The organism is Paraburkholderia sp. (assembly GCF_034668105.1).
Taxonomy (GTDB): domain Bacteria; phylum Pseudomonadota; class Gammaproteobacteria; order Burkholderiales; family Burkholderiaceae; genus Paraburkholderia.
Genome location: NZ_JAXDPY010000015.1, coordinates 1 through 4,504 on the forward strand (window position 1 = coordinate 1; position 4,504 = coordinate 4,504).

The 4,504-nt window shown below is 63.5% G+C and carries 5 protein-coding genes; all 5 read left to right on the plus strand.

Annotated features, from left to right (window positions below; all coding sequences use genetic code 11):
* The coding region (locus QOC89_RS00695) for a class I tRNA ligase family protein (protein ID WP_323043262.1) at positions 1 to 1,079 on the plus strand (1,079 nt) is incomplete at its 5' end.
* Entirely contained in the window at positions 1,079 to 1,585 is a 507-nt protein-coding gene (gene lspA / locus QOC89_RS00700; RefSeq protein ID WP_323043263.1) for a signal peptidase II, read from the plus strand. The genes QOC89_RS00695 and lspA, both read left to right, overlap by 1 nt.
* A gap of 125 nt (positions 1,586 to 1,710) precedes the next feature.
* Positions 1,711 to 2,925: a bifunctional phosphopantothenoylcysteine decarboxylase/phosphopantothenate--cysteine ligase CoaBC gene (coaBC, locus tag QOC89_RS00705; RefSeq protein WP_323043264.1), complete on the plus strand. Its 1,215-nt coding sequence runs from the start codon at positions 1,711 to 1,713 to the stop codon at positions 2,923 to 2,925.
* 75 nt (positions 2,926 to 3,000) lie between these two features.
* Positions 3,001 to 4,020, plus strand: a complete 1,020-nt coding sequence (locus QOC89_RS00710; RefSeq protein WP_323043265.1) for an LLM class flavin-dependent oxidoreductase — start codon at positions 3,001 to 3,003, stop codon at positions 4,018 to 4,020.
* A 14-nt stretch (positions 4,021 to 4,034) separates the two neighbouring features.
* The gene (gene dut, locus QOC89_RS00715; RefSeq protein WP_179733932.1) at positions 4,035 to 4,481 is read left to right on the plus strand and encodes a dUTP diphosphatase; all 447 of its coding nucleotides are present in this window, start codon (positions 4,035 to 4,037) and stop codon (positions 4,479 to 4,481) included.
* The last annotated feature ends 23 nt before the right edge of the window (positions 4,482 to 4,504 follow it).

Consider the following 4,504-nt stretch of genomic DNA (forward strand, 5'->3'; position numbering starts at 1 on the left):
GTGGCTGGTTCCACTCGTCGCTGCTGACCGCCTCGATGCTCGACGGCCGTCCGCCGTACAACGCGCTGCTCACGCACGGCTTCACTGTGGACGGCGAAGGCCGCAAGATGAGCAAGTCGCTCGGCAACGGTATCGATCCGCACGAAGTGGCGAATCGCCTCGGCGCGGAAATCATCCGTTTGTGGATCGCCTCGACCGATTACTCGGGTGAACTGGCGATCTCCGAAGAAATCCTGAAGCGCGTGACCGAAGGCTATCGCCGTATCCGCAACACGCTGCGCTTCCTGCTCGCGAACCTGTCGGATTTCGACTTCGCGCAACACGCGCGTCCGGTCGAAGACTGGCTTGAGATCGATCGCTATGCGGTGGCGTTGTCGGCGAATCTGCAAAACGACATCCTCTCGCACTACGACAAGTACGAGTTCCACCCGGTGGTCGCGAAGCTGCAGACGTTCTGCTCGGAAGACCTGGGCGGCTTCTATCTGGACGTGCTGAAAGACCGCCTGTACACCACGGCGGCAGATTCCGTCGCGCGCCGTTCGGCTCAGACCGCGCTGTATCACATCGCGCATGGCCTGCTGCGCCAGATGGCGCCGTTCCTGTCGTTCACCGCGGAAGAAGCATGGAAGATCTTCCAGCCGAACAGCGAAACGATCTTCACCGAGACCTATCACGCGTTCCCGGCCGTGCCGGACGCGGGCGAGCTGCTCGACAAATGGACGCTGCTGCGCGCCGCGCGCAGCGACGTGACCAAGGCGCTGGAAGAAGCGCGCGGCGCGAACCTGATTGGTTCGTCGCTGCAGGCGGAAGTCGAAATCCGCGCGAGCGGCGCGCGTTACGACGCGCTCGCGAGCCTCGCCGACGACCTGAAGTTCGTGCTGATCACGTCGGCGGCGAACGTCGTCAAGGTCGATAGCGAAGCGGAAGAAAGTGTCGACGTGATCGCCTCGAAGTATCTGAAGTGCGAACGCTGCTGGAACTACCGCGCGGACGTCGGTGCGCACGCCGAACACCCCACGCTGTGCGGCCGCTGCTTCAGCAATCTGTTCGGCAGCGGTGAAACGAGGAGCGCGGCATAATGGCAAAAACCATGTCGAAAACGTCGGCCAGCAACAGTTCGCTGGCGCCGTGGCTCGGCGTCGCGCTGATCGTGATCCTGTTCGATCAGCTCACCAAGATCGCGGTCCAGAAGGTGTTCGCCTACGGTGTTCCGCATGAGGTCGCGCCGTTTTTCAACCTGATCCTCGTGTACAACCGCGGCGCCGCCTTCAGTTTCCTCGCGATGGCGGGCGGCTGGCAGCGCTGGGCGTTCACCGCGCTCGGCGTGGTCGCGGCACTGGTGATCTGCTACCTGCTCAAGCGTCACGGCGGGCAGAAAATGTTCTGCGCGGCGCTTTCGCTGATTCTCGGCGGCGCACTCGGCAACGTGATCGACCGGCTCGCGTACGGCCATGTGATCGACTTTCTCGACTTTCATGTACGCACGTGGCACTGGCCGGCGTTCAATCTCGCCGACAGCGCGATCACGATCGGCGCGATCCTGCTGGTCCTCGACGAGCTGCGGCGGGTGCGCGGCTCGCGGTAACAGGGGCGGGCACCGCAGCCCGCTTGGACAATGATCAGGGCCGCGCCGGGGGCGGTGCTTAGTGGCCAGATCATGGGTCAAACTCATGGCCCTCGCGCGCCATCATGCTTTGTCGGAGGCTTTCGTTGGCAACCGCAGAACTCGCAGGAAAACACCTCGTCCTCGGCATGACGGGCGGCATTGCCTGCTACAAGATCGCCGAACTCACGCGCCTGTTGACCAAGGCTGGCGCGACCGTGCAGGTCGTGATGACCGAAGCGGCCACGCAGTTCATCACGCCTGTCACCATGCAGGCGCTGTCGGGCCGTCCGGTCTACACGAGCCAATGGGACGGACGCGTGCCGAACAACATGGCGCACATCGACCTCTCGCGTGAAGCGGACGCGATCGTCATTGCGCCCGCCTCGACCGACTTCCTCGCCAAACTCGCGCACGGCATGGCCGACGATCTGCTCTCGACGCTGTGTGTCGCGCGCGATTGTCCGCTGCTCGTCGTACCGGCAATGAACCGGCAGATGTGGCAGAACCCCGCCACCCAGCGCAACGTCACGCAACTGCGCGGCGACGGCGTCGAAGTGCTCGGTCCGGACTCGGGTCCGCAAGCGTGCGGCGAAATCGGCGACGGGCGCATGCTCGAAGCCGCCGCCACGTTTGAGGCAATCGCCTCGTTCTTCTCGCCCAAGATTCTGGCCGGCCGTCGCGTGTTGCTGACGGCGGGGCCGACGTTCGAACCACTCGATCCGGTGCGCGGTATCACCAACCGTTCGAGCGGCAAGATGGGCTTTGCACTCGCGCGCGCCGCGCAGCAAGCGGGCGCCGAAGTGCATCTGGTCGCGGGCCCGGTTGCGCTGGAAACGCCGTGGGGCGTGTTCCGTGAAGACGTGCAAACCGCGCAGCAAATGCACGACGCGGTGATGCGCTCGGTCGCCGACGCCGACATCTTCATCGGCGTGGCCGCGGTGGCCGATTGGCGCGTCGATCACGCCAGCGACCACAAGATCAAGAAGACCGCCGATCGCGCACTGCCCACCTTCACGTTCGTCGAGAATCCGGACATTCTGGCAGCGGTCGCCAGACTGCCGCATCCGCCCTTCGCAGTTGGCTTTGCAGCGGAGAGCGGCGAGCTCGAAGTGCATGGCGAAGAGAAGCGCATACGCAAGAACGTGCCGCTTCTGATCGGCAATCTCGGCCCGCTGACTTTCGGTCTCGACGACAACGAGGTGATCCTGTTCGAGGCAGGGGGCGCCACGAAGCTGCCGCGCGCCGACAAGCAGACGCTCGCGCGCGCCTTGATCGTTGAAATTGCCAGACGTCTGCCCGACACAAGTCTGATCCGCTAAAACCGCGCGCGGCGGCGCCTGCCGCGTTCGCCGCCTGCGCCTCTGGCGCATCGAATCATCTGGAGCAGTACTGCCATGACGCTACTTTCCGTGCTCGATCAAACGCCCGTGATTGACGGGCACTCGGTGGCGGACGCGATCGCCGCCACCGTCGAACTCGCCCAACTCGCCGATGATCTCGGCTACACGCGCTACTGGTGTGCTGAACACCATGGTTTGCGCGGCGTGTCCAATCCGTGCCCCGAAGTGATGCTGGCGCGCCTCGGCAGTGTGACTCAGCGCATTCGCCTGGGCTCAGGCGGCATCATGTTGCCCTACTACAGCCCGTTCAAGGTTGCGGAGCAATTCATGATGCTCGAGGCGCTGTTTCCGAATCGCATCGACCTTGGCGTGGGCCGCGCGCCGGGCGGCGATATGCATACGGCGCAAGCGGTAGCGGGTGGCGCCTACAATCGCGGCGACATTTTTCCGCAGCAAGTCGCGGATCTGGTCGGCCTGATGCACGGCACGCTGCCCGAAGGTCATCTCGCGCACGGTGTGCTGTTGCAACCGCAAGTCAGCACACGCCCTCAACTCTGGATGCTCGGCTCGAGCGAATTCGGCGGCTTGTTGGCGGCGCAACTCGGCATTCGCTTTGCGTTCGCGCATTTCATCAACGCGCATTTCGGGCACCAGGTCGCGCAGGCCTATCGCGAGCGCTTCAAAGCCAGCCAGGAAGCGCAGCAAGCCTATCTGGCCGCAGCCGTATTCGTGGTCTGCGCGGACACCGAACAGGAAGCAGCCGACCTGGAAAAGGCCGTCGACCTGCGTCGCGTGCAAATGGCTTATGGCTTGAATGAACCGATCCCGACCATTGAACAAGGCATCGCCCAGGAATATGGCGAACGCGAGCGCCTCGTGATCGATCGCGAGAAACCGCGCAGCATCATCGGCACACCGGAAACGGTCACTGAACGGCTCCACGCCTTGCAGGAGCAGTTCCAGGCCGACGAATTGATCGTGCTCACTGTATCGGGCAGCTACCGCGCGCGGCTGCGCTCCTATGAACTTCTCGCCGATGCGTTCCAACTCGGACGCCCGGCCTCCACCCCTTAAACCTTCGACCCTGCATGAAACTCGACCTGAAGATTCTCGATGCGCGCATGCGCGACCAACTCCCGGCCTACGCAACCACCGGCAGCGCGGGCCTCGACCTGCGTGCCTGCCTCGACGAACCGTTGACGCTGAAACCCGGCGAAACCGCATTGGTGCCGACGGGTCTGGCAATTCACGTAGGCGACCCGGGTTATGCGGCGTTGATTCTGCCGCGCTCAGGTCTGGGTCATAAGCACGGTATCGTGCTGGGCAACCTGGTCGGCCTGATCGATTCGGATTACCAGGGTCAGTTGATGATCTCGACGTGGAATCGTGGCGAAACCACCTTCGTGCTGAATCCGCTGGAGCGCCTCGCGCAACTCGTGATCGTGCCGGTGGTCCAGGCCGAGTTCAATATCGTGGATGATTTCGCGGAAAGCGAGCGAGGTGCGGGTGGTTTTGGAAGTACCGGCAAACATTGAGGTTGGACGCCGGCGTTTGCAAG

What these genes read in the sequence shown, in the direction of transcription:
- lspA (WP_323043263.1), top strand. Translation starts at nt 1,079, where the DNA reads ATGGCAAAAACCATGTCGAAAACGTCGGCCAGCAACAGTTCGCTGGCG.
- QOC89_RS00710 (WP_323043265.1), top strand. Translation starts at nt 3,001, where the DNA reads ATGACGCTACTTTCCGTGCTCGATCAAACGCCCGTGATTGACGGGCAC.
- dut (WP_179733932.1), top strand. Translation starts at nt 4,035, where the DNA reads ATGAAACTCGACCTGAAGATTCTCGATGCGCGCATGCGCGACCAACTC.